Origin of the sequence: Delftia sp. SD018 (assembly GCF_017355445.1) — a bacterium.
In the GTDB taxonomy this organism is placed as follows: Bacteria; Pseudomonadota; Gammaproteobacteria; order Burkholderiales; family Burkholderiaceae_C; genus Comamonas; species Comamonas acidovorans.
The window spans coordinates 211,411-237,786 of sequence record NZ_JADDRN010000001.1; the positions used below are offsets into that span (position 1 = coordinate 211,411).

The 26,376-nt window shown below is 69.0% G+C and carries 25 protein-coding genes; 4 read left to right on the forward strand and 21 right to left on the reverse strand.

What is annotated here, in order from left to right; translation table 11 throughout:
• Positions 1–103: 103 nt before the first annotated feature.
• Positions 104–1,189, reverse strand: coding sequence for a YeiH family protein (locus tag INR38_RS00960; RefSeq protein WP_207441570.1), 1,086 nt, complete (start codon positions 1,187–1,189; stop codon positions 104–106).
• Positions 1,190–1,321: 132 nt separating this feature from the next.
• Here INR38_RS00960 and INR38_RS00965 point away from each other — a divergent pair, with 132 nt between their 5' ends.
• Complete coding sequence (locus tag INR38_RS00965) at positions 1,322–2,227, forward strand: LysR family transcriptional regulator (RefSeq protein ID WP_071956838.1); 906 nt, start codon at positions 1,322–1,324, stop codon at positions 2,225–2,227.
• Between the two features lie 6 nt (positions 2,228–2,233).
• Here the strand turns inward: INR38_RS00965 and INR38_RS00970 are convergent, their stop codons facing one another.
• The 3 genes from INR38_RS00970 to cphA (INR38_RS00980) form a co-directional block, all read right to left on the reverse strand.
• Complete coding sequence (locus tag INR38_RS00970) at positions 2,234–2,716, reverse strand: CreA family protein (protein ID WP_180318779.1); 483 nt, start codon at positions 2,714–2,716, stop codon at positions 2,234–2,236.
• A gap of 1 nt (position 2,717) precedes the next feature.
• Positions 2,718–5,291 carry a cyanophycin synthetase gene (cphA, locus tag INR38_RS00975; protein ID WP_063328360.1) on the reverse strand — a complete coding sequence of 858 codons (2,574 nt, stop codon included), beginning with the start codon at positions 5,289–5,291 and terminating at the stop codon, positions 2,718–2,720.
• A 66-nt stretch (positions 5,292–5,357) separates the two neighbouring features.
• Entirely contained in the window at positions 5,358–7,550 is a 2,193-nt protein-coding gene (cphA, locus tag INR38_RS00980; RefSeq protein ID WP_207441571.1) for a cyanophycin synthetase, read from the reverse strand.
• Between the two features lie 218 nt (positions 7,551–7,768).
• On the opposite strand from cphA (INR38_RS00980), the gene INR38_RS00985 reads away from it, so the two are divergent.
• From INR38_RS00985 to INR38_RS00995, 3 genes are all read left to right on the forward strand, one after another.
• Complete coding sequence (locus INR38_RS00985) at positions 7,769–10,063, forward strand: ABC transporter transmembrane domain-containing protein (RefSeq protein ID WP_063328359.1); 2,295 nt, start codon at positions 7,769–7,771, stop codon at positions 10,061–10,063.
• 3 nt (positions 10,064–10,066) lie between these two features.
• Positions 10,067–10,570, forward strand: a complete 504-nt coding sequence (locus INR38_RS00990; RefSeq protein WP_099732791.1) for a DUF1854 domain-containing protein — start codon at positions 10,067–10,069, stop codon at positions 10,568–10,570.
• 155 nt (positions 10,571–10,725) lie between these two features.
• Positions 10,726–11,160, forward strand: a complete 435-nt coding sequence (locus INR38_RS00995) for a hypothetical protein (RefSeq protein WP_012207503.1) — start codon at positions 10,726–10,728, stop codon at positions 11,158–11,160.
• 24 nt (positions 11,161–11,184) lie between these two features.
• On the opposite strand, the gene INR38_RS01000 is transcribed toward INR38_RS00995, so the two are convergent.
• The 17 genes from INR38_RS01000 to gspG form a co-directional block, all read right to left on the reverse strand.
• Entirely contained in the window at positions 11,185–11,658 is a 474-nt protein-coding gene (locus INR38_RS01000; RefSeq protein ID WP_199959134.1) for an EF-hand domain-containing protein, read from the reverse strand.
• Between the two features lie 62 nt (positions 11,659–11,720).
• Positions 11,721–12,641 carry a 5'-nucleotidase gene (locus INR38_RS01005; RefSeq protein WP_043822074.1) on the reverse strand — a complete coding sequence of 307 codons (921 nt, stop codon included), beginning with the start codon at positions 12,639–12,641 and terminating at the stop codon, positions 11,721–11,723.
• A 16-nt stretch (positions 12,642–12,657) separates the two neighbouring features.
• Complete coding sequence (gene gspF / locus INR38_RS01010) at positions 12,658–13,884, reverse strand: type II secretion system inner membrane protein GspF (protein ID WP_207441575.1); 1,227 nt, start codon at positions 13,882–13,884, stop codon at positions 12,658–12,660.
• Positions 13,885–14,028: 144 nt separating this feature from the next.
• Positions 14,029–14,673 carry a glutathione S-transferase family protein gene (locus INR38_RS01015; protein ID WP_013800647.1) on the reverse strand — a complete coding sequence of 215 codons (645 nt, stop codon included), beginning with the start codon at positions 14,671–14,673 and terminating at the stop codon, positions 14,029–14,031.
• A gap of 88 nt (positions 14,674–14,761) precedes the next feature.
• On the reverse strand, positions 14,762–15,451 hold the full coding sequence (locus INR38_RS01020) for a YafY family protein (RefSeq protein WP_099752287.1): 690 nt from the start codon (positions 15,449–15,451) through the stop codon (positions 14,762–14,764).
• 4 nt (positions 15,452–15,455) lie between these two features.
• A complete protein-coding gene (locus INR38_RS01025) occupies positions 15,456–16,457 on the reverse strand; it encodes an LLM class flavin-dependent oxidoreductase (protein ID WP_016448739.1) in 1,002 nt (333 codons plus the stop codon).
• An 85-nt stretch (positions 16,458–16,542) separates the two neighbouring features.
• Positions 16,543–16,827, reverse strand: a complete 285-nt coding sequence (locus INR38_RS01030) for a hypothetical protein (protein ID WP_223275171.1) — start codon at positions 16,825–16,827, stop codon at positions 16,543–16,545.
• Positions 16,828–16,890: 63 nt separating this feature from the next.
• Entirely contained in the window at positions 16,891–18,252 is a 1,362-nt protein-coding gene (locus tag INR38_RS01035) for an ATPase, T2SS/T4P/T4SS family (protein ID WP_013800651.1), read from the reverse strand.
• Positions 18,253–18,266: 14 nt separating this feature from the next.
• The gene (gene gspD, locus INR38_RS01040) at positions 18,267–20,630 is read right to left on the reverse strand and encodes a type II secretion system secretin GspD (RefSeq protein WP_197944288.1); all 2,364 of its coding nucleotides are present in this window, start codon (positions 20,628–20,630) and stop codon (positions 18,267–18,269) included.
• A gap of 3 nt (positions 20,631–20,633) precedes the next feature.
• Positions 20,634–21,437 (reverse strand): type II secretion system protein N, encoded by an 804-nt coding sequence (gene gspN, locus INR38_RS01045; RefSeq protein ID WP_207441577.1) that lies wholly within the window; start codon positions 21,435–21,437, stop codon positions 20,634–20,636.
• 2 nt (positions 21,438–21,439) lie between these two features.
• The gene (gspM, locus tag INR38_RS01050; RefSeq protein ID WP_013800653.1) at positions 21,440–22,000 is read right to left on the reverse strand and encodes a type II secretion system protein GspM; all 561 of its coding nucleotides are present in this window, start codon (positions 21,998–22,000) and stop codon (positions 21,440–21,442) included.
• A complete protein-coding gene (gene gspL, locus INR38_RS01055; protein ID WP_096914023.1) occupies positions 21,997–23,241 on the reverse strand; it encodes a type II secretion system protein GspL in 1,245 nt (414 codons plus the stop codon). Before gspL ends, gspM begins: the two co-directional genes overlap by 4 nt.
• A 44-nt stretch (positions 23,242–23,285) precedes the next feature.
• Positions 23,286–24,263 carry a type II secretion system minor pseudopilin GspK gene (gene gspK, locus INR38_RS01060; RefSeq protein ID WP_034397090.1) on the reverse strand — a complete coding sequence of 326 codons (978 nt, stop codon included), beginning with the start codon at positions 24,261–24,263 and terminating at the stop codon, positions 23,286–23,288.
• Entirely contained in the window at positions 24,260–24,967 is a 708-nt protein-coding gene (locus tag INR38_RS01065; protein ID WP_013800656.1) for a prepilin-type N-terminal cleavage/methylation domain-containing protein, read from the reverse strand. Before INR38_RS01065 ends, gspK begins: the two co-directional genes overlap by 4 nt.
• The gene (gspI, locus tag INR38_RS01070; protein WP_199959156.1) at positions 24,968–25,366 is read right to left on the reverse strand and encodes a type II secretion system minor pseudopilin GspI; all 399 of its coding nucleotides are present in this window, start codon (positions 25,364–25,366) and stop codon (positions 24,968–24,970) included. It abuts the gene before it with no gap.
• On the reverse strand, positions 25,363–25,818 hold the full coding sequence (locus INR38_RS01075) for a GspH/FimT family pseudopilin (RefSeq protein WP_207441584.1): 456 nt from the start codon (positions 25,816–25,818) through the stop codon (positions 25,363–25,365). Before INR38_RS01075 ends, gspI begins: the two co-directional genes overlap by 4 nt.
• 82 nt (positions 25,819–25,900) lie before the next feature.
• Complete coding sequence (gspG, locus tag INR38_RS01080) at positions 25,901–26,353, reverse strand: type II secretion system major pseudopilin GspG (protein ID WP_170961998.1); 453 nt, start codon at positions 26,351–26,353, stop codon at positions 25,901–25,903.
• Between the last annotated feature and the right edge of the window lie 23 nt (positions 26,354–26,376).

Below are 26,376 nucleotides of genomic sequence, written 5' to 3' on the forward strand. Positions count from 1 at the left end.
TCTGCATTTGATTTAAGGGTATTCCCTTGTTCAGGTGGGCGGTCGATGAAAAAGGCCCTGCAAGACGATGCTTTGCAGGGCCGGTCGATGGATGCGGACGGCTTCAGAGCAAGCCGGGCACCCAGCGGTTGAAGAGCAGGCCCGCCACCAGCAGCCATGCGAACAGCAAGGCGGCCAGCAGCAGGGGCTTCGTGCCTGCGGCACGCACGGCGCGGACATGGGTGGTCAGGCCCAGGGCCGCCATGGCCACGGCCAGCAGGGCGTTGTCCAGCTGCACGCCCACCTGCACCACGGCGGCAGGCAGCACGCCCAGCGAGTTCACGCCGGCCATGGCGACGAAGCCCAGGGCGAACCATGGAATGGTGATGCGGCGCGGCTGGCCGTCGCTCACCTGGCTGCTGCGGTTGCCGCGCGTCACCGCCATGGACAGCAGCAGCAGGAAGGGGGCCAGCATCATCACGCGCACCATCTTGGAGATCACGGCCACGTCGGCGGCTTCGGGGGCAATGGCTTCGCCGGCAGCCACGACCTGGGCCACCTCGTGCACGGTGGAGCCCACGTACAGGCCGTACTGCGCGGGCGACATGTCCAGCCAGCCGTGGGCGGCGTTCCAGTGGAACAGCGCGGGGTAGAGGAAGGTGCCCACGGTGCCGAAGACCACCACGGTGGCCACGGCCACGGCCACGTCTTCGGCGCGGCCCTTGATCACGGGTTCGGTGGCCAGCACGGCAGCGGCGCCGCAGATGGAGCTGCCCGCGCCGATCAGCACCGTGGTGCGCGCATCCAGCCCGAAGACGCGGCGGCCCAGCCACTGCGCCAGCAAGAAGGTGCTGCCCAGCACCAGGGCATCGACCACCACGCCGGCCATGCCCACATGGCCTATGTCCTGGAAGGTCAGCCGCAGGCCGTAGAGCACGATGCCCGCGCGCAGCAGGCGCTGCTTGGCCAGGCCCACGCCGGCATGGCAGCCGGGCGCCAGGCGCGGATAGACGGTGTTGCCGATGACCAGGCCGATGCAGATGGCCAGCGTCAGTGCACTCAGGCCCGAGCCGGCCAGCAGGGGCTGGCGTGCGCCCCAGGTGGCGGCTGCGGCAATGGCGCCGGCCAGCAGCAGGCCGGGCGCAAGCTCGGTCAACTGGCGCAGCCAGCCGGACGGATGGGAGGGGCGTGGGAGGGATGTGGTGTTCATGGTGCCTGCGCACCGCGTCAGGAGCGCGGTGCATGGGAGGCACTTTAGATTTCTTGGCTATATTCGTATAACGAATAGTTTTTGTAGCACCAACCGGGGAAACAGGTTGATGCCTCGTTCAGACTGCACGCCATGCTGCACCTCACCCTGCGCCAACTTGAAATCTTCTGCGCCGTCGCCCAGGCGGGCTCCACCGTGGCCGCGGCCGACGCCGTGGCCCTGTCGCAGTCGGCCACCAGCGCCGCGCTGCAGCAGCTGGAGCAGGCCATGGGCGCCCAACTGTTCGAGCGCGTGGGCCGGCGGCTGGCGCTCAACGACGCGGGGCGCGCCCTGCTGCCCGAGGCGCTGGCGCTGCTGGAGCAGGCCAGGGGCATAGAGCAGGCATTTTCGGTGCGGGCCGCCAGCCTGCCCGTGCGTCTGCGCGTGGCAGCCAGCACCACCATAGGCACCTATGCGCTGCCGGCCGTGCTCGCGCACCTGGCGCGCAGCCATCCGCACCTGAGCGTGGACCTGCAGATCGCCAACACGCGCGAGGTGGGCCAGGCCGTGGAATCGCTGGACGTGGACCTGGGCCTGATCGAGGGCACCAGCCACTGGCCCGGGCTGGAGGTCGAGCCCTGGATGCGTGATGAACTCGTCATCGTGGCTGCAGCACAGGACCCGCTGGTGCAGGCCGCAGGCCAGCGCCCGCTTGGCGTGGCCGCCTTGCGCGGTGCGCGCTGGCTGCTGCGCGAGCCGGGCTCGGGCACACGCGAGATGGTGGAGCATGCCTTGCTGCCGCATCTGCACCAGCTGCCGGCCGCCGCCACGCTGGGCAGCTCCGAGGCCATAGCGCGCTGCGTGGCCCAGGGCCTGGGCATCAGCTGCCTGTCGCGCGTGCTGGTGCAGGCCCTGGTCGCCTCGGGAGAGCTGGCCGTGCTGCCGACCACGCTGCCGCGCATGTGGCGGGATTTCTCGCTGGTGCAGCGGGCGGGCAAGCGCCGCTCGCCGGCGCTGGCGGCCTTTGTGCAGGCCTGCCGCCAACACGCCCAGGACTGAGGCGGGTTATTTGCCCATCGGAATCGGCGTGCTGCGCGGCACGGGCACGGCGGTGACGCTGTTTTGCGGCGAGCCTTCGATCACGCGGTCCGAGTAGGTCATGTAGACCAGGGTGTTGCGCTGCGCATCGACCATGCGCACCACGCGCAGGCGCTTGAACAGAAGCGAGATGCGTTCGGTGAACACCTCGTCCTGCTGCTTGAGCGGCGCAGGGATCTGGATGGGTCCGGTCTGCACGCAGCTGATCGAGGCTTCGGCGCGGTCCTCGGCCAGGCCCAGGCCGCCCTTGATGCCGCCGGTCTTGGCGCGCGAGACATAGCAGGTCACGCCCGCCACCTTGGGATCGTCATAGGCATCGACCACGATCTTGTGGTCCGGGCCTATGAACTTGAACACCGTGTCCACCGCGCCGACCTGCTCGGCGCGCGCACCGCAGGCGCCCAGCAGCAGCGTGGCCAGAGCGGCCGTGAGCAAGGCCCGGCCGTTCATGTCAGGCCTCACCCGCCACATGGCGGCGAAGATGCTCCAGGGCTTCTTCCACCTGGTCCACCAGCACCAGGCACAGGTCGCCGGGTGTCAGTCGCGCCAGCGCATGGTCGATGGCGTTGAACTCACCCTGGATCTGGGTCACGTAGTCGGTGCGCGGTGCGCCTTGCAGGCCTTGCTGCAGAAGGGCCAGGACTTCACCGTCGGCGCGGCCGCGCTGGCAGGCATCCTGGTAGAGGATGACGTCGTCGAAGGCCTTGCCCAGGATCTGGGTCTGCTCGGTGATGTCCTGGTCGCGGCGGTCGCCCGCGCCGCTGATCACTACGCTGCGGCGCTGGGCCGGCATGGCATCCACGGCCTGGACCAGGGCGCGAATGGCGTCGGGGTTGTGGCCGTAGTCGGCGATCAGCGTGGCGCCACGGTAGTCCATGACGTTGAAGCGGCCCGGCGCGTTGTCGCTGTCGTTGACGAAGCCGGCCAGCCCGCGGCGGATGGTCTGCCAGGGCATGCCCACGCCCCAGGCGGCGGCGATGGAGGCCATGACGTTCTCCACCTGGAAGCTGATGGTGCCGTTGCGCGTGATGGGGATCTCGCGCAGCGCGATGGTCTCGCGCCACGAGCTTTCGGCCGCGACGATGCTGTCGCCGTCCACGTAGACCACGCGGTTGCCCTGGGCACGGTGCGTGGCCATCACGGGGTGGTGGCGGTCGGCCGCGAAATAGATGACCTTGCCCGGCGAGGTGGAGGCCATGGCGGCGACCAGCGGATCGGCCGCGTTGAGCACGGCATAGCCGTCGGTGGCCACGTTCTGCACGATGACGCGCTTGAGCACGGCCACGTCTTCCACCGTGGTGATGTAGTTCAGGCCCAGATGGTCGCCCGCGCCCACGTTGGTGACCACGGCCACCTGGCAGCGGTCGAAGCCCAGGCCTTCGCGCAGGATGCCGCCGCGTGCGCATTCGAGCACGGCCGCATCGGTCTCGGGGTGGGCCAGGGCGTTGCGCGCGCTGCGCGGGCCCGAGCAGTCGCCGCTGTCGATCTGGCGGCCGTTGACGTAGACGCCGTCCGTGTTCGTCATGGCCGTGCGCCAGCCATGCGAGGTGAACAGGTGGGCGATCAGGCGCGTGGTCGTGGTCTTGCCATTGGTGCCGGTGACAGCCACCAGCGGGATGCGGCCGTCCTGGCCCGGCGCGAACAGCTCATCGACCATGGGCACGCCCACGTTGCGGGGCTTGCCGAAGGACGGCGCCAGGTGCATGCGCAGGCCCGGCGCGGCGTTGACTTCGACGATGCCGCCGTTTTGCTCTTCCAGCGGGCGCAGCATGGTCTCGCAGACCACGTCCACACCGCAGATGTGCAGGCCGATGGTCTGGGCGGCCTCCACGGCGCGCGCGGCGATGTCGGGGTGCACGTCGTCCGTCACATCGGTGGCGCTGCCGCCCGTGGACAGGTTGGCGTTGTTGCGCAGCACCACGCGCTGGCCCTGGGCCGGCACGGATTCGGGCGTGAGCCCTTCGGTGGCGATGCGCGCGATGGCGATGTCGTCCAGGCGGATCTTGGTCAGCGCCGTGCCGTGGCCCGAGCCGCGGCGCGGGTCCTGGTTGACGATGTCCACCAGCTCGCGGATGGTGTGCTGGCCGTCGCCCAGCACCTGGGGCGGCTCGCGGCGCGCAGCGGCCACCAGCTGGCCGCCGACCACCAGCAGGCGGAAGTCATGCCCGGGCAGGAAGCGCTCGACCATGATGTCGTCGCCGAATTCCGAGGCGGTGGCGAAGGCGGCCTTGAGCTGCTCGTGCGTGGTGATGTTGACCACCACGCCCTTGCCCTGGTTGCCGTCCTGGGGCTTGACCACCACGGGCAGGCCCACTTCCTGGGCCACGAGCCAGGCTTCTTCCACGTCCTTGACGGGGCGGCCCAGCGGCACGGGCACGCCGGCGGCGTGCAGCAGGCGCTTGGTCAGGTCCTTGTCCTGGGCGATGGATTCGGCCACGGCGCTGGTCTGGTCCAGCTCGGCGGCCTGGATGCGGCGCGCCTTGGAGCCCCAGCCCAGCTGTACCAGCGAGCCCGAGGTCAGGCGGCGGATGGGAATGCCACGCGCCACGGCCGCATCGACGATGGAGCCGGTGGAGGGGCCGATGCGCTCGTCCTCGTCGAGTTCGCGCAGCTGGGCCACCACCTTGTCGGCGTCGAAGGGCGTGTCGGCCAGGGCCGACTGCAGCAGCTCGCCGGCCTGTTCCATGGCCAGGCGGCCGACGGCCTCTTCGGTGTACTCCACCACCACCTGGTAGGTGCCGGTCTCCACGGTTTCATGCGTGCGGCTGAAGGTCACCGGGCAGCCGGCCTGGGCCTGCAGCGACAGGGCCGCGACTTCCAGCACCTGGGCCAGCGACAGGCGCTGGTCGGCGCCGTGCGGCTGCAGCGTGCCGATCTTGGGAAAGCGCGCGCGCAGCCTGTCCTCGAAGCCGGGCAGGGCCGAGTAATCGCACTCGCCGGGCTCGCATTGCACGATGGCTTCGATGGCGGTGCTGCGGGTCCAGAGATTGGGGCCGCGCAGGGCTCGGATGCGGGTGATCTGCATAGTGTCTTCTTTCGGAGGGCAGGCCCGCGTCGCCGGGCCTGCCTGCATGTCATCGTGTGGTCGGGCTCAGGCGGCGGTGGCTGCGGCGGCCGGCGTGTAGTCGAAGGTCTTGATGCCGGCGACGATGAGGTCGGGGGCAATGTCCATGGACCACGCGGCGGCAATGGCAGCCAGCAGGGCCGGCGTGTCCGGGCGCAGGCCGCCGGGCAGGCTCAGTGCGTCCAGCGTGCCCAGCACGCGCTCGGCAGCGCCCGTGGCCAGGATCACCTGGTTGCCGCGCACGAAGACGGCACGGCCTTCGCTCTCGGAACGGTGGGCCGCGACCACGGGGCTGTCTGCCTGCATCGAATAGAACAGCACCTCGCCGTCGCACAGGCGGGCCAGGTCGGCCACCTGCTCGATGTCGGCATTGAGGACGCCCGCGCCTTCGTCCAGCACCACGTCGATCTGGGTGCGCATCACGCGCGTCATCTGCGACTGCTCGTGCACGTCATGGTCGGGCAACTGTTCGAAGCCGTCCATGTCGGTGACCACGCCGACCAGGCAGCGGTCGTAGGCCAGGCCTTCCTCCAGGATGGAGCGGGCCGTGGTCTGGATGACGGCGGCCTGTGCCAGGCGGTTGGTCAGCAGGCGGTGGGCACCGGCCCAGTTGGCGGTGTTGGTCTTCTGGGTCTGGCGGTTGGACAGGAACATGCCCTCGCTGCTGGCCACGCCCGTGAGCTTGCCCGACAGCTGCAGCAGCCAGCCCACCAGGCGGGCCGTGAAACCGTTGTTGCGCGTGCCGGCAATGCCCACCAGGGGGATGCGGCCTGCGCCCGTGCCCTCTTCGGTGCGCGGGAACAGGTGGTCGGCGATGGCCATGCCCACGGGGCGCGGCGCGCCGCTGGTGGGCTTCAGGTGCATCAGCAGGCCGGGGCCGGCGTTGACTTCGAGGATGGCGCCGCCCTGCTCCTTCATGGGGCGCGAGACGTCCTGCAGGATCATGTCCATGCCCGCGATGTCCAGGCCCACGATCTTGGCGGCCAGCGTGGCCATGTAGGCCACTTCGGGGTGGACCTCATCCGTGCAGTCGATGGCCATGTTGCCGTTGCGCTGCAGCAGCACGCTGGTGCCCTGGGCGGGAACGCTGTCGGGCGTGACGTTCTGGCGCTTGAGTTCCAGCTTCACAGCCGGGGCTTCGAGGTTGATCCAGTCCAGCGGGTATTCCTGCTCGGGGCCGCGGCGCGGGTCCTGGTTGACCACGGCGACCAGTTCGCGCAGCGTGGACTTGCCGTTGCCGGCCACGCTCACGGTCTCGCCACGGCAGGCCGCCACGACCTTGCCGCCCACGACCAGGATGCGGTGCTCGGTGCCGTCGATGAAGCGCTCGACGATCACGTCGGAGCCTTCGGGCTGGGCCAGCGCAAAAGCGGTCTTGATGTCGGCCTCGTCGCGCAGGTCCAGCGTCACGCCACGCGCGTGGTTGCCGTCCGAGGGCTTGACGGTGACGGGAAAGCCGATGTCCTGCGCCACTTCCCAGGCTTCTTCGGGGCTGTTGACGATCTGGCCTTCGGGCACGGGCACGCCGCAGGCGGCCAGCAGGCGCTTGGTGAAGTCCTTGTCCTGGGCAATGCCTTCGGCAATGGCGCTGGTCTGGTCGCTCTCGGCGGTCCAGATGCGGCGCTGCGCGGCGCCATAGCCGAGCTGCACGAGGTTGCCGTCATTGAGGCGGATGTGGGGAATGCGGCGCTCGCCTGCAGCATCGACGATGCAGCCCGTGCTCGGGCCCAGGTAGCGGTCGTTGATCTCGGTCTTGATGGCCTTGACGGCGGCCTTCAGGTCGAAGGGCTCGTCGTTGATGGCGGCCATGATCAGCCGGTGGCCGTAGGCCAGGGCCGTGCGCGCCACGGTTTCCTCGGGGCAGCGGAAGACCATGCGGTAGATGCCGCGCTGGGAAATCTCGCGTGTCTGGCCGAACTCGGCCGGCATGCCTGCCAGGTTCAGCAGCTCGATGATGATGTGCTCCAGCACATGGCCGCACCAGGTGCCGCCTTCCAGGCGCTGGATGAAGCCGCCGCGCTCGCCCACGCCGCAGTGGTGCTCGATCAGGTCGGGCAGCCAGGCCGTCAGGCGCTCGTTGAAACCGTCAAGCTTGTTCGAGGGATAGTCCTCCAGCTCACCAAGATCCAGCCAGACCTCCAGCACGGGACGGTAGGTCCAGACGCTGGGTCCACGCAGGTAGGTGGTGCGCAAGAGTTGGATGTCTTTGAATTTCGCCATGTCGATCAACGGGTAAGCGTGAGCGACGACCCGGGTGCGGATCGCCGGAGAATGGGAGAGGATTGTGCGCTCAGAAAGCCCATGCGCAGTGCTGTCAGCCTAAACCAGGGTTGGCGCGTTGAGCAGGGTATGCCGTGCAAAGCGCGGGATATCCACCGGGGAGCTGCGGTTGCCCGCATGACACCAGGAGCCGCCAGGGGCGGGAAAAACAACTCAACATGCAAGAACACCATTCTGTGGACGTTTCGGCCTTCCTTGCCAGCCCCCGCGGGGCTGGGCTGCGAGCCAGGCTCGCTTCCAATGAAAACGTGCTGGCCCTCGTCCCGGTTGACCTGACCCTCGATATGCGCTTCGGCGAAGGCTGGGTTGTGCTGACCAACCAGCGGCTCCTCGCCTGTGATCCTGCAGATCAGCAGTGGAGTGAGTGGGCACTATCCATTGATCAGAATCTGCGCACGCTGGACCACGGCGGCGTGGGCAACCTCGAACTGCACGGCCCTGCGGCGCGGCTGGCGCTGTGGCGCTTCACGCTGCGCCACCAGGCGGCCGTGCTGCGCCTGCTGCAGCAGTTCGACCATGAGCGCGAGCGCCTGGCACGCGGCGAGGACTTTGCCGAGCCCGAGGACGACGTGCCCCGCTGCCCGGCCTGCCAGGCCGAGCTGCCGCCCGAGGCCGACGAATGCCCGGCCTGCGCGCGCCAGCAGGGTCCGCAAACCTCCACCTGGGTGCTGCTGCGCCTGTGGCGCTTTGCCCATCCCTACCGGCACCAGCTGCTGCTGGGCTTTTTGCTGACCCTGGCCTCCACGGGCGCCACCCTGGTGGCGCCTTACCTGACGATTCCCATCGTGGACAAGATCCTGATCCCGTTCCAGAACGGGCAGCAGATCGACAGCAGCCTCGTGGTCTTCTACCTGAGCGGCCTGCTGGCGGCAGCGCTGGTGGCCTGGGGCCTGGGCTGGGCGCGCACCTTCGTGCTGGCCAAGGTCTCCGAGCGCATTGGCTCGGACTTGCGCACCACCACCTACAACCACCTGCTGACGCTGTCGCTGGACTACTACGGCAGCAAGCGCACGGGCGACCTGATGGCGCGCATCGGGGCGGAAACAGATCGCATCAATTTGTTTCTATCCTTGAATGCGCTGGATTTCGCCACCGACGTGCTGATGATCGTGATGACCTCGGTCATCCTGTTCTCCATCAATCCGTGGCTGGCCCTGGTCACCCTGGTGCCGCTGCCCTTCATCGCCTGGATGATCCATCTGGTGCGCGACCGCCTGCGCACGGGCTTCGAGAAGATCGACCGCGTCTGGTCCGAAGTGACCAATGTGCTGGCCGACACCATCCCCGGCATCCGCGTGGTCAAGGCCTTCGCCCAGGAAAAGCGCGAGGCCGACCGCTTCGCCCAGGCCAACCTGGTCAACCTGCAGGCCAACGACAAGGTCAACAAGACCTGGTCGCTGTTCACACCCACGGTGACGCTGCTGACCGAGATCGGCCTGCTGGTGGTCTGGGGCTTCGGCATCTGGCTGGTGGCGGGTGGCCAGATCACGGTCGGTATCCTGACGGCCTTCATCGCCTACATCGGCCGCTTCTACAGCCGCCTGGATTCGATGAGCCGCATCGTCTCGGTCACGCAGAAGGCGGCGGCCGGCGCCAAGCGCATCTTCGACATCCTCGACCACGTGAGCAACGTGCCCGACCCGGTCAACCCGGTCAAGCTGCCGCGCGTGCAGGGCGCCATCACGCTGGACAACCTGAGCTTTCGCTACGGCAGCCGCGCCGTGATCAAGAACCTGGACCTGCAGATTCGTCCGGGTGAAATGATCGGCCTGGTCGGCCACAGCGGCTCGGGCAAGAGCACCCTGGTCAACCTGATCAGCCGTTTCTATGACGTGAGCGAGGGATCCATCCAGCTCGACGGCGTGGACATCCGCAGGCTCAAGGTCTCGGACTTCCGCAGCAACATCGGCCTGGTGCTGCAGGAGCCCTTCCTGTTCTTCGGCACCATTGCCGAGAACATCGCCTACGGCAAGCCCGATGCCACGCGCGAGGAAATCGTGGCGGCGGCCCGTGCGGCCCACGCCCATGAATTCATCCTGCGCCTGCCGCACGGCTACGACTCTCTGGTGGGCGAGCGCGGCCAGGGCCTGTCGGGCGGCGAGCGCCAGCGCATCTCCATTGCGCGCGCACTGCTGATCGACCCGCGCATCCTGATCCTGGACGAGGCCACCTCGGCCGTGGACACCGAGACCGAGAAGGAAATCCAGAAGGCGCTGGACAACCTGGTGCAGGGCCGCACGACGATTGCCATTGCCCACCGCCTGTCCACGCTGCGCAAGGCCGACCGCCTCGTGGTCATGGACCGGGGCGAGATCGTGGAAGTGGGTCCGCACGACGAGCTGATGGAAAAGCAGGGCGCCTACTGGCGCCTTTACCAGGCCCAGGCGCGGCGCGCCGAAGAGGATGCCCAGGCCGCAGGCCTGACCCTGGCCGCAACCACCATCGAGGAATAAGCCATGTCCAACGCCCAACATTCCGCTGCCGCCGCCGATCTGAGCGGTGTGCGCATGGAGCGCAACGCCCATGGCCGCCTGGTGCTGATCCTGGCCGACGGCACGCGCCACGAATCCGTGGTGCCCGTGCGCGCCTTTCCCATTGCCGCACCGCTGGAAGGCCTGTCCCTGGTCTCCGTCGATGGCAAGGAGGCGCTGTGGGTGGACCACATGGACCATCTGCCGGCGCAGGCCCGCACGCTGATCGAGGAAGACCTGGCCGTGCGCGAGTTCGTGCCCGTCATCCAGCGCATCCACAAGGTGTCCGGCTTTTCCACGCCCAGCACCTGGGACCTGGAGACCGACCGGGGGCCCGTGCAGCTCGTGCTCAAGGCCGAGGAAGACATCCGGCGCCTGTCGGGCCGCACGCATCTGATGATCACCAGCCAGGACGGCGTGCAGTTCAGCGTGCCCGACAGCACGGCGCTGGACCGCACCTCGCGCAAGCTGCTGGAGCGCTTCCTCTAGCGCCTGGTCGGGGTGAATCAGGGGTTTACCCTTGGTTTGAGGCAGGCCGAAGCGTCTTTCAAAAAAAGCGCTTCAGTTCTTTCAGCTTCTGTCGATGATGAGGCGACGGCGGGAAATTCCCGCCCACAGCACACATCCAGCAAGAGGGTCGAGCCATGCCAATTCCACCTGTTGACCGATCACCCATACCGTGGCGCCCGCAAAGCGCCGATCTGTACTCCACCGGTGCGTCGGGCGCGGTGCCCGTGCGTCCTGTGAACGCCACCAACGCCGTCGAATCCACGGACCGCATCGGCGAGGGCCGGGTGGTGCGCGATCCTGAAAAGCCGTCCGTGGTGGACCAGGAAAACCGCGACTGGACGCTGGCCGAAGAGATCAAGCAGAAGGAAGAGGTCGAGGAGCCGCCCAAGGAGCCGATCTCCAAGCAGCTCATCGAGTTCATCCAGTCCATGTGGCGTGCCAGCGCCATGGCCGTGGAGCAGGCCCAGGAGGTCAGCAAGGCCGACGATGTGGCCCGCAACAAGATGCAGGTGCGCGATGAGCCGTTGACCTATTCGGAACCCAAGGTCAAGCGTACCGGCGGTCTTTGAGTGTCAGGGGCCGGGCAAGAAGGCTCAGTCCTTTGAGCCTTCGCCTTCCTTCTTGTCCCTGGCAGCGGCTGCGGCATGCTCGGCTGCCGCACGCTCGGCGGCCTTTGCCTCTTCGGCCTGCGCCTTGGCCTTTGCCTTGTCGCGTTCGGCGCGGTACTTGACGGCAAAGGCCTGCACCTCCGCATAGGAGACGTAGCCGTCCTTGTCGGTGTCGGCCTCGTCAAAGGCCGCCGACAGGCGCGGGAACAGCGCCACTTCAGCACGGCTGAGCTTGCCGTCCTTGTTGAAGTCCAGCATCTTGAATTCGCGCTGGGCCTTGATCTCCCCCTTGGTCAGCGGCGCCGGGCTGGCCGTTGCCTGCTCGGTGGCTGTGTTTTCTGCTGCCTGCGCGCGCGCGGCGGGCAGCATGAAGGCGCTGGTCAGCAGCACGACGACGGCGGCCTGCAGCAGCGGTGGCCGGCGCAGCAGGGCAGAGCGGTTCATGAGGGGAAAATGCATTGGCTTTATTTGGGCACGGAACCGGCATTTGCAAGCACGGCCGGCCCGCCCTTTGCAATTGTTTACTTCGGCGGATCGGCGTCCGGATTGGAGATGCCGCTGCTCACATGGCCTGCCGGCACATGGCGCGCGGCCGAGTTGACGTGGCCGGTCTGGTCGTCGAAGAAGAAGTCCGGCTCGAACTCGCGCAGGAACGGGCCCTTTTCCAGGCCACCGAGGAACATGGCCTCGTCCACCGCAATGCCCCATTCCAGCAGCGTGCGGATGGCGCGCTCGTGCGCCGGTGCGCTGCGCGCCGTCACCAGGGCCGTGCGAATGCGCATGGTCTGGGACGAGTCCGCCTGCTGCTGCAGCCGGTGCAGCGCCACCAGCAGCGGCTTGAACGGCCCTTCCGCCAGCGGCGTGGCGGCATGGGAGACCTCGTGGCGCAGAAAGGCCGGCAGCCCGCCTTGCTGGTAGACGCGTTCGGCCTCGTCGGAGAACAGCACGGCATCGCCGTCGAAGGCAATGCGCACCTCCTGCGGGTAGCGGTCGCCTGCGGGCGTGGAATCGACCATCACGCGCGCGGCAGGAAAGCCGATGGACAGCGCCCTGCGCACATCGACCTCGTTGGCCGAGAGAAACAGGTGGGCGCCCAGCGGCCGCAGGTAGGAAAACGGATCGCGCCCGCGCGTGAACACGCCGCGCTCTATGTGCATGTCGGCCGCCTTGGCCGAGGCGAAGACCCGCATGCCGCTGGCCGGGTCATTGCGCGACAGCATCATCACCTCCACGCGCTGCACTTCAGGCGTATTGAAGGCCAGCAGCTTGCGCACCAGCGGGAAGGCGATGCCCGGGCGTGCGGGCTGGTGCACCAGGTCCAGCTGGCGGCGCATGTAGGCCTGCTCGTCACCGGCGTCGAACAGCCGGTTCTCCTCCTCGAAGTCGAACAGCGCCCGCGAGGAGATGGCGACGACCAGCTTGTCTTGCAGGGTCACGGACATGGCTTGGCGCTTTTCGCTATTTGACAAACTGGTTGAGCTGGATGATGGGCATGAGCACGGCCAGCACGATCAGGGCCACGACCATGCCCATGGCCACGATCAGCAGCGGCTCCAGGATGGTGGCCAGGTGCATGGCACGGCGCTGCACCTCGGTGGACAGCTGGTTGGCCGCGCGCTGCAGCATCACGGGCAGCTGGCCGGTCTGCTCGCCCAGGCGGGCAAACATGGAGATCAGTCCCGGGAAGCGCTTTTTCTGCGCCAGGGCCGAGGCCAGCGGCGCGCCCTCGCGCACCAGGGCCAGCGCGTCCATGGCATCGGCGCGCAGCGCGCGGTTGCCCAGCGTTTCGGCGGCGGCCTGCAAGGCCTTGAGAATGGGCACGCCCGCGCCCGCCAGCATGGCCAGCGTGCCGGCAAAGCGTGCCGCGTTGTAGTTACGCGCCAGCCGGCCGATCAGCGGCAGGCGCAGCCACCAGGCGTCGAAGCGCTCGCGCAGCACGGGGTTCTTCATGGACAGCCGGAATCCCACGGCGCCCAGCACCAGGGCGATCAGCGCGGCCCAGCCATAGCTGCGCACGAAGTCGCTGAGCGCCAGCATGGCCACGGTGAGCCAGGGCAGGGCGCGCTTGGTGCCGGCGAACACGCTGGCCACCTGGGGCACCACGTAGCTGACCAGGAACAGCACGATGACGATGGCCACCAGGGTCACTATGGCCGGGTACAGGGCTGCGCCGATGAGCTTGGACTGCAGGGCCTGGCGCGATTCCAGGTCGTCGGCCAGCCGCTCCAGCACCGGGCCCAGGCTGCCGCTGGCCTCGCCGGCGCCGATCACGGCGCAGTAGATGTCGGAGAACTCGCGCGGATGCTGGGCCAGGGCGCGGGCAAAGGTGGAGCCCGCGTTGACCTCGGCGCGCAGCGCGGCCACGAGGTGGTGCTGGCGCGGGTCGTCGGCTTCTTCGGACAGCGCGGCCAGGGCGCGCTCTATGGGCAGGCCTGACCCGACCAGCCCCGCCATCTGGCGCGTCCACACGGTGAGCCCTGTGGAGCCAAGGACGGGACGGGTCAGCCAGCGCGAGGCGCCGCCCTGCGAGCCGGACGCGGAACCCGAGGCCACGATCTCCACGGCCATTGGCACCAGGGCCTGGGCCCGCAGCTGGCTGCGCGCGGCGCGCGCGTTGTCGGCTTCGATCGTGCCCTTGCGGGTCTGACCTTGTGCATCCAGGGCTTCGAAGGAAAAGGCAGGCATGCGCGGCGGGAGTCGGGAAGGGCTGGGAAAGGGATGGCGTTCAGGAAACGCCAGGCGGCGATCCAACCCCCGATGGTAGCCGCTGCCGGTGACGGCTGGATGGCGAGGCCGCCGCCGCGGTCGGCGGCAGCCCCTGCCTGGTCCTTATGCCGGCTGGGCCGCGAGGTCCGCTTCGTTGAGCTGGATGGAGCGCAGCGAGGCCGGGCGTTCCATCAGCGGCTGGCCGTAGTCGCTGAACTCGGGCAGCGCGGGCAGCAGCTTCATCATCGTGCCCCAGCGCAGGTAGCTGGCCATGAGCACGTCGGCCGCGGTGAACTGGTCGCCGCACAGGTAGCGCCTGCCGGCCACGGCCTGGCGCAGCGTCTGCACCACGTCGTCATAGCGGCCATAGCCGGCGGACATGGCCTGGTCGGCCGTCTGCTGCTCCAGGTGGCCCTGGCTCTTGGCAGTCATCAAGGCGTCGACGGGGCCGGCCAGGAAGAACATCCAGCGGTGGTAGACGCCGCGCAGCGGGCTGTCCACGGCCGGCGCGAGCCTTCGTTCGGGGAAGATGTCGGCCAGATAGGCAAGGATGGCGGCCTGTTCGGTGATCACGGTCTCGCCGTGCACCAGCGCGGGAACCTTGCCCATGGGATTGATGGCCAGGTAGTCGGCAGCCTTCATGGTGCTGCCGTATTCCAGCCGCACGGGCTCATAGCGGGCGCCGCATTCCTCCAGCATCCAGCGCGCGATGACGGCGCGCGAGCGGGGGTGGAAGTAAAAGCGCAGCGGCTTGATCGAGTCGTTCATGAAGGCTCCCAGTGGTTTGAATGCATGGCGAGAAGGCCATGGGAGCGACTGTAGGAGTCCATGCTGACAGTTTTTGTCAGCAGTGGTTTCAGCGGACCGTGTAACCCAGTTGCCGCGACCAGCGTTCGATCAGGCCGCTGCGGTGGTCGGGATAGCGTTCCTGCAGATCGGTGACGGAGCGCACGCGGTCGGCGCGGAAATGGCGGAAGTCCTGGCGCAGTTCGCACCAGGCCGCAAGAATGCGCCGCTGATCGAAGAAAGCCATGGCAAAAGGCCAGATCTGGCGCTCGGTCGGCTGGCCCTTCTCATCCGTGTAGTGCAGCAGCACCCGGTGCTGGCGCCGTATCGCCAGGCGCAGCGCGGTCTGCCAGGGCTCGGTCACGGACTCGTGGCAGATGGGCGGCACCAGCAGGCCGCTGGTGTCCACCTCGATGCGCAGCTCCAGCGGCAGCGCGCTGCGTATGCGGTCCAGCGCGGCGGTGGCGGCCTGGGCGAGCTCGGGGTCGGCCTGGCGGCTGGCCCAGCGCGCGCCCAGCAGCAGGGCTTCCAGCTCATCGGGCGTGAACATCAGCGGCGGCAGCAGAAAGCCGGGCCGCATCTCGTAGCCCACGCCCGGGTCGCCCGCAATCGCGGCACCCTGCTCGCGCAGGGTGGCAATGTCGCGGTACAGGGTGCGCAGGCTCACGTTCAGCTGCCGGGCCAGCACCGGCCCGGCCTGGGGCAGGCGCGCGCGGCGCAGCAGGTCGATCAGCTGCAGCAGCCGGGCGGAGCGGCTCATGCCTTCAGCGGCCCATGACGCCGGCCGTGATCTCCAGCGAGCGCAGGCGCAGGTCGCGGTCATACACGTCGCTGACCAGGATCAGCTCGTCGGCCTCGGTGTCGGCCTGCAGCTTCTGCAGGCGCGTGCGCACCTTGTCAGGGCCGCCGATGGAGGCCACGGCCAGGAAGTCGCCGATGGCGCGGCGCTCCTGCTCGCCGAGCTGGGCCGCATAGTTCTCGATGGGGCGCGGCAGCAGTCCGCGCCGGCCCGTGATGATGCCCAGCACGCGCTGGTAGGTGCTGCTGGCCAGGTACTCGGCCTCGTCATCGGTGGGCGCCGCGATCACGGGGGCGCCGACGATCACGTAGGGTTTGGCCAGTTGGGCCGACGGCTTGAACAGGCTGCGGTACAGCTGCACGGCCTGGTAGAGCATGCGCGGCGCGAAGTGCGAGGCAAAGGCGTAGGGCAGGCCCAGGTGGGCGGCCAGCTGGGCCGAGAACAGGCTGGAGCCCAGCAGCCAGATCGGCACGTTGGTGCCCGCGCCGGGCGTGGCCACCAGCTTTTGATCGGGCGTGGCCGGGGCCAGCAGGCGCTGCAGCTCCATCACGTCGCGCGGGAAGTCTTCCTCGGTCTCGACGCGGTCGCGGCGCAGGGCGCGCATGGTGGCGCCATCGGTGCCGGGCGCACGGCCCAGGCCCAGGTCGATGCGGCCCGGGTACAGCTCGGCCAGCGTGCCGAAGGCTTCGGCGACCACCAGCGGGGCATGGTTGGGCAGCATGATGCCGCCCGAGCCCACGCGGATCTTCGAGGTGCCGCCTGCGATATGGCCGATCAGCACGGCCGTGGCCGAGCTGGCGATGCCGGGCATGTTGTGGTGCTCGGCCAGCCAGTAGCGCTCGAATCCCAGTGCCTCGGCCTTGCGGGCCGTGGCCAGCGCAATGTCCAGGGCCTCGGCGACGGTGCCGCCTTCGCGCACGGCCACGAGGTCGAGCATGGACAGACGGACTTCATTGAATGATGTCATGGCAGGTTCCAACTTCCAGTTCACGGTGGGTGGGGGCGGCGCGGGCCTTGCCGCGCCAGGGCATTCCTGGTGCGCGTTCGCGCACTCAGTTTCTTCTGGACATTTCCCGTGCGCAGGTGATGCCCAGCACCACGCACCAGACCAGGGGGAGGATGGCAGCCGCCAGATGGTTCTCGCCCTGCTGGATGGCCAGCCAGGACAGCGGCAGCGCCACCAGCGCCGACAGGCGGATGACGCGGCGCAGCTGGCTGGTGGACAGTCGTGACTTGAACCACCACAGGGCGATGTAGCTGATCAGGCTCAGCGTGGCGACCCACAGGAACAGGTCGCCGCCATAGGGAGCGCTCCAGGCGCGTAGGGATTCCAACATGCCGACCATTGTGGCAAACGGGGATGCCCCGTGCTGCGCAGGGTCTGGCGTGGCCGCCTGCGCCTAGTCGCGCGTGACGCGCAGCACTTCCTCGGGCGTGGTGATGCCCTCGCGCACCAGGCGCTCGCCGTCGTCGCGCATCAGGCGCATGCCCGAGGCCAGCGCGGTGTCGCGGATCTCGGCCTCGCTGGCCTGGCGGTGGATCTGCGCGCGGATGGTGTCGTCCACCACCAGCATCTCGAAGATGCCGGTGCGCCCCCGGTAGCCACTGGGCTCGGTGGTGTCGATCTTGCGCACCAGGCGCTGTGCCAGCACGCCCAGCAGGGAGGACGACAGCAGGAACGGCTCCACGCCCATGTCGATCAGGCGGGTGACGGCGCTGGATGCGTCGTTGGTGTGCAGCGTGGCCAGCACCAGGTGGCCCGTCAGCGAGGCCTGGATGGCGATCTGCGCGGTCTCGAAGTCGCGGATTTCGCCGATCATGATCACGTCCGGGTCCTGGCGCAGGATGGCGCGCAGGGCCTTGGCGAAGGTCAGCTCGATCTTGGCGTTGACCTGGGTCTGCCCCACGCCGGCCAGCTCGTACTCGATGGGGTCTTCCACCGTCATGATGTTGCTGTGGCTGGCGTCCATGCGCGACAGCGCCGCGTACAGCGTGGTGGTCTTGCCCGAGCCCGTGGGGCCGGTGACCAGCACGATGCCGTGGGGCTGCGCCGTCATGTGGGTGAACCGCCTCAGCGTCTCGCCCTGCATGCCAACGGCCTCCAGGCTGAGCTTGCTCTCGCTCTTGTCCAGCAGGCGCAGCACGGCGCGCTCGCCGTGGGCGCTGGGCAGGGTGGAGACGCGCACGTCAATGGCGCGCGTGCCCAGGCGCAGGCTGATGCGGCCGTCCTGGGGCAGCCGCTTTTCGGCGATGTCCAGGTCGGCCATGATCTTCAGGCGCGAGATCAGCGCCGCGTGCAGGGCCCGGTTGGGCTGCACGACCTCGCGCAGGTCGCCGTCCACGCGAAAGCGCACGCTGGAGTGGCGCTCATAGGGCTCGATGTGGATATCGCTGGCGCCGTCGCGCGCGGCCTGCGTGAGCAGGGCGTTGAGCATGCGGATGATGGGCGCGTCGTCCGCAGTCTCCAGCAAGTCCTCGACGGCGGGCAGCTCCTGCATCATGCGCGAGAGGTCGGCGTCGGACTCGACCTCGCTGACCACCAGGGCCGCGCTGGACTCGCCCTGCGAATAGGCGGCGCTGATGCGGTGCGCCAGCGTGCCCGCATCCAGCATCTGCCAGCGCTGCACCGCATGCTTGCGCTGGACTTCGGACAGGGCCTGCCAGTCGGGCGAGGGGCCGTGCCAGAGCAGGGGCTCGTGGCCGTCGTCCTCGATCAGCAGCTGGCTGGTGCGCGCAAACGAATAGGGCAGGGGATAGCGCATGGGGCCTTCCTGCCTCAGAGCGCGCCGGGGGCTGCCGGCACGGCGGGAGCGGCGGGCTGCGGCTGGGTGAAGTCGATCAGCTCGGGCTTTGCGCCCGGCACGTTGACGATGGCGGCCGGGTTGGTGAACGAGCCGGGGTCCGGCTGCGGCGTGAGCGTGGGCAGCACGGGCGCGGCATTGACCGAGCGCAGCAGGGCGCTGGGCTCGGGCTGCAGGCTCTGTTGCTGCGCGCGGATGGCTTCGTAGCGCTCGGAAGAGACCTGGTTGGTCGCAGTCGCATCGCGCATCACCACGGGGCGCAGGAAGACCATCAGGTTGGTCTTGTTGCGCTTGCGGTTGGTGTTGCGGAACAGGTTGCCGACCACGGGGATGTCGCCCAGCAGAGGCACCCGGTCCTCGGCCTGGGAGTAGTTGTCGTCGATCAGGCCGCCGAGCACGACGATGTTGCCGTCCTCGACCAGCACGTTTGACTCGATGGAGCGCTTGTTGGTGGTCAGGCCGTTGGTGTCCTTGCGCGTGGACTCGTCCACCGAGGAGACCTCCTGGAACACGGCCAGCTTCACCGTGCCGTTCTCGTTGATCTGCGGGCGCACGCGCAGCATCAGACCCACGTCCTTGCGCTCCACCGTGGTGAACGGGTTGACCGTGCCGCCCGTGGAATTGCTGGCGTAGGAGCCCGTGACCATGGGCACGTTCTGGCCCACGATGATGCGCGCCTCCTCGTTGTCCAGCGTCATCAGGTTGGGCGTGGACAGGATGTTGGCGTCACCGCTGTTCTGCAGGAAGTTGGCCAGAAAGCCCAGAGTGTCCTTGCCGTTGACGCGCTGCGTGAAGCCGAGGTTGGTGCCCCTCAGGCTGGTCAGCGTGTCGCCCGTGATGGCGCTGCCATCGAGGCCTCCATCCTTGACCAGGCCGAGCAGGTTCAGGATGTTGGCGCCCGCCACATTGGAGTTCGTGCCCAGGGTGCCGATCACGCGGCCGTTGTTGCTGAGCATGGCCTGCCACTGGATGCCGAACTGGGCCAGCCGGTTGTCCTTGATTTCGACGATCAGGCTTTCGATCAGAACCTGGGCGCGGCGGCCGTCGAGCTTGTCGATCACGGCGCGCAGTTGGCGATAGACGGGCGGCGGGGCCGTGATGATCAGCGAGTTGGTCGAAGGATCGGCCTGGATCATGCCGCCCGTGGACGGCTGCTGGGCCACGCCCAGCGCGCCGCCGCCACCGCTGCTGCCCAGGCCCGAGGACGAGCCCATGCCCATGGATGCCGTGCCGCTGGAGTCGCGCGAGACCACGGGCTGCGAGGTGGGAATGGAGGACATGCCGCCGCCCTGCGGCGTGGTGCCGCCCGCACCGGGCTGGCCGCTGGCCGTGCCCGCGGCTGTGGCCTGGGCGCCTATGGCCGCGCGCAAGGTGGCGGCCAGCGCCACGGCGTCGGCGTTCTTCAGATAGACCACATGGATGTTGCCCTGGTCGCCGCCGCCGTTCATGGCGGGCTGGTCCAGCCGCGCGATCAGCGAGCGCACCTGGGCCAGGCGTGCGGGGTTGGCCGCGCGCAGCACGATGGAGTTGCTGCGCGGCTCGGCCATCAGCGAGGTCTTGAAGGCGTTGTCGCTCTGGCCCGGAATATTGGCGCCGCCAGCGGTCACGGTGAGGCCGCCGGGGCTGGCCGTGCCGCCTTCGATCAGGCGCGAGACCAGGGCCACCATGTCAGTGGCCACGGCATGGCGCAGCGGGATGATTTCGACATCGGTGGCGTTGGACACATCCATGGTCGCCACGATGCGCGAGATGCGCTGCAGGTTGTCTGCGTAGTCGGTGATGACCAGCGAGTTGTTGCCCGGGTTGACGTTGATGGTGTTGTTGGGGCTGATCAGCGGGCGCAGCACGGGCACCAGGTTGGCCGCGTTCTCGTAGTTGAGCTTGAAGATCTGGGTGACGATCTGGCTGCCCGCGCTGCTGCGGCTCGCGCCCACGGCCACTTCGCTGGCCTGCAGCTTGGCGTCGGCCTCGGGGATGACCTTGTACAGGCCGGCCGATTCGACAATGGTGAAGCCCTGCAGGCGCAGCGCGGCCAGGAACTGCTGGTAGGCGGTGGCAGGCGGCACGGGCCTGTCGGTCAGCAGCGTGATCTGGCCCTTGACGCGGGGGTCGACCACCACGTTGCGGTTGGTGATGGCGCCGATGGCGCGCGAGACGGCCTCGATGTCGGCGCCTGAGAAATTCAGTGTCACAGGCTCGCCGGGGCGCAGGCTGGGCGTGGCGCCGGCCGGTGCGTTGGTCTGAGCCTGGGTCGTGCCAGCGGTGCAGGCCAGCATGGCGCTGACGGCCAGCGTGTGCAGGGTGTTGCGCCAGAACGGGGTCGTGTGCTGCTGAGTCATGGATCAACCAAAGGAAATGATGGACCGGGGCCCCTGGCGCCGTCCCAGAATGTTGAGCAGGTTGGACAGCGCGGTTTCGCGCTCCGGGCTGGCCGAGGCCTCGCCCTGGAAATGCAGCCGCTGGCCTACCCATTGGCCCTGGCCGCTCAGGCGCAGGTCGCCGGTCAGGGTACTGAGCTGCAGTTGCGGGCTGTCGCCCCCGAGGATGTCCAGCCGGTAGCTGCCCAGCGGGCGCAGCGGTGACAGGCGTGAGGATACGGCCAGCGCCTCCAGGCGCGTGCTGCCTTCGCTGCGCCAGCGGCCCGATTGCCACAGCAGCTGCAGTTGCAGGGTCTGCGTGGCCAGCCGCAGCTGGCCTTGCAGGTCCACCGTGTTCCATGGCGTGCCCAGGCCGGACAGCAGGGAGGCGGGCCAGCGCGTGTCGCTGTCATGCACCACGGCGCTCAGGCCCTGCCAGCGGGGCAGCAGGTCCAGCACCACGGGCGTGGGTGTGCAGCATTCGCTGCGCAGTTGTATGCGGGCGCCGTCCAGGCGCGGGCGCAGCGTCCATTCCAGCCGTGTGGGCAGGGCTGTGCGGTCGCGGCTGCCGGCGCCTCCGGTGAAGACCAGGGAGGCCGAGCCATTCCACAGCGTGCCGCGCGGCTGCTGCAGCAGCACCTGGCCCTGCGTGGCCGAATCCACGCCGCGCGCCAGCCAGGCGGCGGGCGCCCAGACGACGGTGGTGGCCACCAGGCCGCACAGGGCACCGGCCAGCGCCCAGCCGCGCGGTGCGCGCAGGGCCGGCTGGGTGCGGGGCTTGCGTTGCATGCTCAAGGCGCCCGCGACGGATCGACGGGCAGGTCCAGCACCAGGCTGCCATCCCAGCGCACGGCATCGGCAGCGCCTGCTGCGCCGGAGGCTGCGGCAGTGCTTGCAGATGCACTGCGGGCCAGTTTCATCTCGGCCGGAACGGCATGGGTGTTGCTGCGGACCTGGGCCAGCCAGCGCGCCAGCGCGGCGGCGGGTGCGGCCTTGAGCGTGATCTGTGCGCGGTCGCCCATCCAGTTCAATTGGGCGGAGGCGCCCAGTTCGGCGGACAGCGAGCTTTGCAGCAGCGCCTTGGCATCGCCGACCACGGGGCGTGCGTTGCCGCGCAGCTGCTCGGCCTCGGCCTGCAGGAGTTGCATCTGGCGCAACTGGCGGTCGGCCTGGGCATGGCGTTCGGGCGCGGTGCGCAGGCTGTGCAGGGCGGGGGCCAGGGCCACCCACCACAGCAGGGCCAGTGCCACCACGCCACCGGCCAGCAGGGTCATGTTCTGTTCGCGCGGCGCCAGGGCATTCCAGCGCGCGCGCAGGGGTGCCAGGCTTTGGCGGGATGCGCGCATGTTCATGGCCGGGCCTCCTGGGCAAGCAGCAGGTCGGCGCCGTCGCGCTGCAGTCGCAGGCCGCTGCCGGCCAGATGTTGTTGTGCCTGCTCCAGTGCCTCGGCCTCCAGGGAGACGCCCTTGAGGCGCAACTGCCGGTCCTGGTAGTCCATGGCCTGGGGCAACTGTCCAGCGGGCAGGGCCCGGGATGCGGCGGCCAGCAGGGGCTCCAGGTCGCCCTGCGTCAGCGCGCCGGCGGTCTGGCGCAGCGTGGCGACTTCGCGCTGCATTTGAACGGGCGCGTCGACGATGACGGGCACGCGGGGGAAGCTGGTGGCCAGCGTGGACCGCACCTGGACCTGCTTGGCCGCGATGGCGCGGTTCTCGGTCCAGGCCCAGGCATTGAGGCCCACTACCTGGGCCAGCAGGGCGAGCACGGCGCCCCAGCGCGCGGCCTTCCATTGCGGCGCGCGCAGAAAGCTTTGCCAGCCGTCGAGCATGCGCCGCCGTGTGCGGCTGCCGCCGCCCAGATCCAGGTCGAACTGGGCCAGATCCCAGCTTTGTGCGCGGGCCGCTAGGCCGCGCTGGGCGTCCGTCAGCAGGCTGACTGGGCGCTGCAGGGCTTCGGCGGCGCGGGCCAGCGCCGGGTCGGCCTGGATCGGGGTGTCGGGGGGCAGGGCCTGCAGCAGGGCGGCCAGCATGGCGGGGTCGGCACTGTCGGTGCGCAGCGGCAGGCAGGCCAGCGAGTCCATGCCCTGCGCGGCGGTGCTCAGGCCGGTGGCCAGCAGCCAGGCCGATTCGGGTGAGCCCACGGCCCAGAGCTGGGGCGTGGCCTGGGGCGGACATTCCGGCACGATGCGGCCCACGGGCCGCCCTGCGGATTCCAGGGCCTGAAGGTGGGCATGGAGCCAGGCCTTGTTGCAGGCGGCAACCCAGCAGGGCTCGCCTGCGCGTGCCTGCGGCTGCAGGGCCAGGTGCAATTGGGAGGGCTCGTCGAGCAGGCGCTCTTCCAGCAGCCCGTCGAGCACGGCGCGCAGGCGCACATGTCCGCGCCGGCTTCCCGTAGGCACGCCATGGGGGAGGCTGACCAGATGCCAGGACAAGGCCTGGTGCGGCACCACGGCAACCGTCTGGCCGGTGCGGCCAGGATCGGGCAGCAGGCCTGCGGCGGCGTGGCCATGCCGGTCGGCGCGCAGGCCGTCACTGCTGAGTGCGTAGGCGTATTCGCCAGCGGGGCCCGCAGGCAGATGAAGAATCAAGGTGCTCATGGGCGGAAGCGGGCATTGTAGGGGGCGAGTGTGACAGCCATCTGTCATGGCGCGGGAGCTTCGGGCAATCCCCAGTCCCCCCTCTCACGCCAGATGGTAGTGACTGTCATGTTGTTGCGACGCAACATGGAGCGTTCGCTGGCCACGATCTCGCCCAGGCGCATGCGGCCACGCGCCTCGAAGAAGCTGGTGGCCACCGACAGGTTCTGTCCTTCGAATTTCTGCGGCAGGCCCAGCGCGTTGGAGGCATCGGCCAGGCTGCGCAGCGGGCGCGATGCGCGCAACTGCACCAGCTGGCTGGCCTGGGACCAGGTCAGGTCCTCCACGCTGGCCCAGATGACTTCGGCGCTGGCGGTGTTGAGATTGACGGGCGTGTTCTCGGGCAGCAGGGTGATGTAGGGCTCCAGGCGCGCGACGACCTCGGGCGGCAGGCCCAGCCAGCCGAACTGGCCCAGCGTGCGCGGCATCAGGAACTGCGCGCCCTCGCCAGGGGTGGCGGCTGCGCGCAGGGCCTGGACGATCTGCGTGGCATAGGCAGGGGGCAGGTTCAGGCGCTCCAGCAGGCGGGACAGCGGGCGCAGGGTTTCGGGCTTGTCGGGGGCGCTCAGCAGGTTGCGCAGGTTCAGGCGCGACTGCAGGTCGATGATCTGGCCCGAGAGAAAGGCGTCCTGCATGTCGGCCATGCCGTCATCGACCTGGCTGACGTTGTTCTGCGCCGCCAGGAAGGTGGACAGGCGCGCCTCCTGCAGCGGCACGGCCCAGGGTTCGGCCAGATGGTCCACCTGCAGGCTGGTGCGCGCATCCTCGGCCAGCACCACGCGCGACCAGTCCAGCGCACCCAGCAGGATCCAGGCGGCCTGCATGCGGTTGCGCTCGGCGGTCTCGACCTCCACGCTGCGCCACTGCTGCCACAGCGCGGTGGCGGCGAACGTGGCCACCAGGGTCACCGTGAGCATGGCGGCCAGCAGGGCCACGCCACGGTGGCGGCGGCGGCCGGGCAGGGGGCGGGGTGCGCGCATCATGATCTGCTGTTGGAGCGCAAGGGGTTGACCCAGTCCATGGTGACGCGGCCAGGAATGGCGCTGTCCGGCGGCAGGGTCAGTTCGACGCGGATGCCGTCGGGAATCGTGGGCAGCTGCGCGCTGCTGTTGGTGCCGCCGGACGGCGGGTTGACCGTGCCCGTGCCGTTGTCCGAGCCGCTGGACTGCGGATTGCTCCAGGCGTTGTCGCGGTAGTAGTACAGGCGCCATTGGTCCAGGGGCATCAGCACGGTTTCGCGCCGGCGCTGGTCGTCCGAGGGGTTGCGCCCCCATTGAGATCCCTGGTTCCAGGCATCGCGCCACTGTGCGCGCGTGCGCAGCGGCGGCGACTGCCAGCGCAGCCACTGGTCGCGCCCTGCCGTCTGGCGGCGCGCCCAGGCGACGACCACGGCGCCGTCGTCCACGGCGGCGCTGCTCTTGCGGGTCATGCGCAGCACCTGGCCGTCCCAGTCGATGACCTGCGTGTTTTCAAGCGGCATCAGCGCTTCGAGGTCGGCATTCCATTGGGCGATGACGGTCTGCAGCACCATCTGCTGCTCGTTGCGGGCGCGAATGGTCTCCTGCGAGCGCACCATGCTGTCCAGCCCGCGCCAGCTCACCAGGGCCAGCAGGGCCATGACGGCGATGGCCACCATCAGCTCCACCAGGGTGAAGCCGTGCGTGCGGGAAGGGTGGCGCAAGCGCATTCAGAAGCGTCCCACGATGGTGGATACGCGCAGCACGGGATGCTCTGCCGTGACCACCAGGGCATCGACACGGCGGAAGCTGGGATTGGGTGTGGGCCGCACGCTGAGCCGGACCTGCAGTTGCCGGCCGCCCTGCTCGCAGGTCAGGCTGTTGTCGCCCACGGGCGGCATCTGGCGCGACAGGCGCATGCGCACCAGCTCGTTTTGCGCGCACAGCTGGGCCAGCAGCACCTCGGACTGGCGCTCGGCATTGAGCGTCAGGGCCGATGTGGCCTGCAGACCGGCCATGAGCGCAATGCCCACGATGCCCAGGGCCACCAGCACCTCGATCAGCGTGAAGCCGCGTGCCGGGCGCCTGGGGGCACCGTGCTTTCGGCGCAGTCCGTGGAGGGCTGTCATGGCAGGGACTGCACGGCAAAGGGCCGCAGTCCATCCGTGGCCACGCGCAGCGGCGGGCTGGTGGAGTCGCGCAGCGTCAGCGTGACGGACTGGGGCGGAATCAGTGGCTCGGGGCCCAGCACCAGCGGCGTGGCCGGCTGCGCCTGCACACCGGTCTGCAGCCATTGGGAAGGCAATTGCGCGCTGGCCGGCAGTCCTTCGAAACGAAAGCCCTGTGGCATGGGCCGCCAGCGCACGGGCACGCCGTTGGCACGGGCCTGGGCGCGGGCCGACTCCAGCAGCGCGGCCAGGCGTTCGGCCTCGCGCTCCAGCTGTGCCTGTCCGCTGTCGCGCAGCGACAGGCTCACGCCTGCGGCGGCAATCGCCATGATGCTGATGACGACCATCAGCTCCAGCAGGGTGAAGCCGCGCGAAGGGGTGGACAGGGAGGAGGAAGCGGTCTGGCGGGGCATGAGAGCAGGCAGGCCCGCTGGGAGTGCGGGCCTGTGGTGCGGTGCAGCGCGGCCCCTGCGGGCCGTCGCCTGGGCCATCGACTTATTGCCAGCTGCCGATGTCGGCATCCTTGCCCTCTCCGCCGGCCTGGCCGTCGGCGCCAAAGGACATGATGTCGATGGGGCCCTTGATGCCAGGATTCAGGTACTGGTAGGGGCGGCCCCAGGGATCGTTGGGCAGCTTTTCCAGGTAGGGCTTCCAGTTGTTGGGCAGCGGCCCGCTCGTGGGGCGGACGATCAGGGCCTGCAGGCCTTGCTCGGCCGTGGGGTAGCGCTGGTTGTCCAGGCGATAGAGCTTGAGCGCCTGGGAGATGTTGGTGATGTCGGTGCGTGCAGCCGTGACGCGGGCATCGTCGGCGCGGTCCAGCACATTGGGCACGATCAGGGCCGCCAGCACGCCGATGATGACCAGGACCACCATCAGCTCGATCAGCGTGAAGCCGCGCTGGACGGCAGTGCGCAGGGCAGGCAACGGACGGCGGGGAAGGCTGGTCATGGAACGGTGCAGCAAATTGGACA